General features: G+C 70.2%; 3 protein-coding genes. 1 reads left to right on the top strand and 2 read right to left on the bottom strand.

Annotated features, from left to right (window positions below; genetic code table 11):
* The coding region (locus tag ACOJSN_RS05815) for an error-prone DNA polymerase (RefSeq protein ID WP_420111563.1) at nt 1-2,452 on the top strand (2,452 nt) is incomplete at its 5' end.
* A 77-nt stretch (nt 2,453-2,529) separates the two neighbouring features.
* Here the strand turns inward: ACOJSN_RS05815 and ACOJSN_RS05810 are convergent.
* Both ACOJSN_RS05810 and ACOJSN_RS05805 read right to left on the bottom strand, forming a co-directional pair.
* Complete coding sequence (locus ACOJSN_RS05810) at nt 2,530-3,615, bottom strand: 3-deoxy-7-phosphoheptulonate synthase (RefSeq protein ID WP_420111562.1); 1,086 nt, start codon at nt 3,613-3,615, stop codon at nt 2,530-2,532.
* A 165-nt stretch (nt 3,616-3,780) separates the two neighbouring features.
* Nucleotides 3,781-4,434 carry a spermidine synthase gene (locus ACOJSN_RS05805; RefSeq protein ID WP_420111561.1) on the bottom strand — a complete coding sequence of 218 codons (654 nt, stop codon included), beginning with the start codon at nt 4,432-4,434 and terminating at the stop codon, nt 3,781-3,783.
* Between the last annotated feature and the right edge of the window lie 167 nt (nt 4,435-4,601).

The raw sequence follows: 4,601 nt of genomic DNA, 5'->3' as shown, positions 1-4,601 counted from the left end.
CGAGCAGTGCGCCTTCGACCTCAGGCTCGTCGCCCCGAACCTGCCGCCGCACCCGATCCCACCGGGGCACACCGAGGCCACCTGGCTGCGGCACCTCACCGAGGTGGGCGCGCGTGAGCGCTACGGCCCCCGCGACGCCGAACGGCAGCCAGGCGCCTACGCGATGATCGACCGCGAGCTCGACATCATCGAGCGCCTCGGCTTCCCCGGCTACTTCCTCATCGTGCACGAGATCGTGGACTTCTGCCGCCGCAACGACATCCTCTGCCAAGGGCGGGGGAGTGCCGCCAACTCGGCCGTCTGCTACGCGCTCGGCATCACCGCGGTCGACGCCGTGCGCTACAAGCTGTTGTTCGAACGATTCCTCTCCGAGGGGCGTTCGGGCTATCCGGACATCGACGTGGACATCGAGTCCCGCCGTCGGGAGGAGGCCATCCAGTTCGTCTACGAACGCTACGGACGCCAGCACGCCGCCCAGGTGGCGAACGTCATCTCCTACCGGCCCCGCTCCGCCGTGCGCGACGCCGCCAAGGCATTCGGCTACGACGTGGGCCAGCAGGATGCCTGGTCCAAGGGCATCGAACGCTGGGGGAGCCTCAGGCCGAGCCAGCCCACCGCCGTCGAGCACGAACGACTGAGCGAGCAGGAACGGCTGCGCCGCGACGGGCCGTGGACGCCGAGCCCTGAGGTCGATGCGGCCGCCACCGGGGACACCGACGACATTCCTGTCCACGTCGTCGACATGGCCGAGCAGATGCTGCGGCTGCCGCGCCACCTCGGTATCCACTCGGGCGGCATGGTGCTGTGCGAGGGTCCGGTCATCGACGTCTGCCCGGTCGAGTGGGCCACCATGCCCGGCCGCACCGTGCTGCAGTGGGACAAGGACGACTGCGCCGACGCCGGCCTCGTCAAGTTCGACCTCCTCGGCCTCGGCATGCTCACGGCACTCCGGTTGGCGTTCACGTGGGTCAACGAGATCGAGGGCGTGCAGGTGAGTCTGCATTCGATCCCGCAGGACGATCCCCCGGTGTACGACCTCCTCTGCGCCGCCGACACCGTGGGCGTGTTCCAGGTCGAGTCCCGCGCGCAGATGGCCACGCTGCCGCGGCTGCGACCGCGGGAGTTCTACGACATCGTGGTCGAGGTCGCGCTGATCCGCCCCGGCCCGATCCAGGGCCAGAGCGTGCACCCCTTCATCAACCGCAAGAACGGCCGCGAACCCATCACATATCTGCACCCGCTGCTCGAGCCCGCGCTGTCCAAGACGCTCGGCGTGCCGCTGTTCCAGGAGCAGCTGATGCAGATCGCGATCGACGTCGCCGGCTTCACGCCCTCCGAGGCCGACCAGCTGCGCCGTGCCATGGGGTCGAAGCGTTCGATCGAGCGCATGGAGGCGCTGCACCAACGGCTCCTTGACGGTATGGCCGCGCGCGGAATCGGCCCCGACATCGGCGAGCAGATCTTCGACAAGCTGAAGGCCTTCGCCGACTTCGGATTCCCCGAGTCGCATGCCTTCAGCTTCGCCTACCTCGTCTACGCCAGCTCGTGGCTGAAGGTGTACCACCCGGAGGCGTTCTACGCCGGACTGCTCGCCGCGCAGCCGATGGGCTTCTACTCGCCTGCCTCGCTCGTGGCCGATGCCACCCGCCACGGGGTGCGGGTCGAACGTGCCGACGTCGCCCTCTCGCAGGTGCAGGCGTGTGTGGAGCGCATGCCCGACGGCGGTGGGCTGGCGGTGCGTCTCGGCCTCGCCCCGGTCCGGGGCATCGGTGAGAAGACCGCCGAGCGGCTGGTCGCCGCACGGGAACGGGCACCGTTCGCGGACGTCGCCGACCTGTCCCGTCGGGTGGGGTTGTCGGCCGCCCAGCTGGAGTCGCTGGCCACGGCGGGCGCGCTCGCGAGCTTCGATCACAGCCGCCGGGAAGCGTTGTGGCTGGCAGGCGCGCTGGCGGGTGAGGGCGGTCAGCGGCACGGGGCGTTCGTGCAGGAGCCGCTGCCGTTCACCGCCGTGGGCCTGGACGTCCCGGACCTGCCGGGCATGGATCCCGTGACCCAGGCGGTCGCCGACGTCTGGGCCACCGGGCTCTCGACCGACTCCTTCCCCACCCAGTTCCGCCGCGCAGAGCTCGAGGCCGCCGGGGTGCTGACCGTCGCGCAGGTTCCGGCAGCGGGGAACCGCCGCCGGATCACGGTAGCGGGCGTGGTCACCCACCGGCAGCGGCCGGCGACCGCCGGTGGCGTCACCTTCCTCTCGCTGGAGGACGAGACCGGGCTGCTCAACGTCATCTGCTCCGCCGGCGTGTGGGGGCGGCACCGGAAGGTCGCCCGAGGCAGCGCCGCACTCGTGATCCGCGGCACCGTGGAGCACGCCGACGGCGTCACCAACCTCATGGCCGAACGCATCGAGCCGCTCAGCCTGCGCGTCCCGAGCCGCTCCCGCGACTTCCAGTAGCCCCCGCCCCGCGGGTCGAGGTCAAGCAGCACCATCGGGTGGCCACCGATGACCTCCACTCGCGGGGAGGGGGAGGGTCAGGGAGTGGTGGCCTTGGCGAGATGGTTGAGCACCTCCACCGTGGCGTCCCACGACATGCAGGCGTCGGTGACGCTCTGGCCATAGGTGAGCTCCGGACGTCCAGGGCGCGCGTCGAGCTTCTGTGCACCGCCGACCAGGAAGCTCTCCAGCATCACACCGGCCACGGTCGGCACACCCGTCACGCGCTCGGCGGCGATCTGCTCGGCGAGCTCGTGCGCCACGGCCTGTTGCCGCACGTGGTCCTTACCGCTGTTGCCGTGACTGGCATCGACCATCACGCGAGCCGGCATTGCCGCCGCCCGCAGCCGTTCCGCCGCGGCGCGGACATGCTCCGCCGAGTAGTTCGGCCCGCTGCTGGAGCCGCGCAGGATCACGTGCGCGTCGGGGTTACCTGAGGTGCGCACCAGCGCGGCACGCCCGTCGTCGTCGATCCCGAGGAACGATTGCGCCGCGCCCGCTGCCGTACAGCCGTCGATCGCCACGTCGAGGCTGCCGTCGGTGCCGTTCTTGAACCCGATCGGCATCGACAGCCCGGAGGCGAGCTGACGATGGATCTGGCTCTCCGCCGTCCGCGCCCCGATCGCCCCCCAGCTGATCAGGTCCGCGAGGTACTGCGGGCTGATCGGCTCCAGGAACTCGGTGGACGTGGGCAGCCCGAGATCCACCACGTCCCGCAGGAATCGGCGCGCACGCCGCAGCCCGGTGGCGATGTCGTGGCTGCCATCCAGATGGGGGTCGTTCACCAGACCCTTCCACCCGACCGTGGTGCGGGGCTTCTCGAAGTAGGTGCGCATCACCACGAGCAGCCGGTCCTGCAGCCGCTCCGCCACGCCAGCGAGCCGGTGCGCGTACTCCAGTCCGGCGTCGACGTCATGGATCGAGCACGGGCCCACGATCACGAGCAGCCGGTCATCGATCCCGAGCAACGCGGCCCGCACCGCAGCACGAGAGCGCTCGACGTGGTGCAGCGCCGCAGCACTCGCGGGCAGCTCGTCCAGCAGTTCGCGCGGACTCGGCAACGGCTCGATCTGCGAGACGTGCAGGTCCGAGGTGCGGGCCTCGGTCAACTCCGTGACGGACATGGGGGTCCCTTCCGGCGGACCCTCGAGCCCGCCTGACATGGCGACGGGCAGAGACAGTGGTCTCTGCCCGGGGGTGGCTCTGGAGGAGTCGTGGCGTCAGTGCGCGGCGGGCCCCTCCAGAGCCACCACGAAATAGCGCCAACGACGATCGGTCACGAGCCGAGGTTACCGCGTTGCGGCGTAGACCCAGTACTCGACGTCTCGCGATGCGAGCCGCACCGGGATCCGCACCGTGCGGACGCTGCCGATCGTGGTGCGCAGCTCGGTCTCGAGAGCGTGCGCCGGGTGTGCGCTCCACACCACCAGCGAACCGCCCGGCCTGAGCGCGCGCCGCACGAGTGCAAGGCCGCCCCGCCCATAGAGGGCTTGGTTGGGCAGGTGCACCAGCTGGCCCGGTCCGTTGTCGACATCGAGGAGCACGACGTCGTAGCTCGCCCGGGCGGTCGCGCCCAGATGGGTCAGGACGTCGGTCACGTGGATGCTCAGGCGCGGGTCGGCGAGCAGGTCCGGTCCGTGCGGGACGGTGCCGTCGGTCATCCAGTCGACCACGGCCTGCTCGATCTCCACCACATCGACCTGCTGGACACGCTCGTCGGAGAGCACCTCCGCCGTCGTGAAACCCAGCCCGAGACCACCGACCAACACCCGACCGGGGTGCGAGACGCCGTCGAGGACCACACGAGCGAGCGCGCGCTCGCTACTCGTCTCCTGGGTGTCCATGACGAAGGTGCCGGCCACACGCAGCTCGAGCACACCGCCGTCGCGCATCGACAGGGCGACCTCACCGCGCGGAGAAGTCGCGCGCGCGATCACGCTCACGACCTCACTCCTTCGCGATCATGTGCTCTCGCGCGGCGACGACCTTCGCCTTGATCGCCGACATCTCGTCCGTGGTCATCGGCGGGTCGATGTTCCTCAGCTTCGCATAGACGGCCCAGATCACCGCGACGATCGGCATGATGATGACGGCGCCGAGGATGCCAGCC

The sequence above is a fragment of the Pseudactinotalea sp. genome, assembly GCF_048594945.1.
Lineage (GTDB): Bacteria > Actinomycetota > Actinomycetes > Actinomycetales > Beutenbergiaceae > Pseudactinotalea.
Note: the sequence above shows the minus strand (reverse complement) of the source record. Positions and strands in the feature narration are given on the sequence as shown.

Bases quoted from the DNA above. Each gene is read 5' to 3' on its own strand.
- ACOJSN_RS05810 (WP_420111562.1), bottom strand. From the start codon at position 3,615: ATGTCCGTCACGGAGTTGACCGAGGCCCGCACCTCGGACCTGCACGTC.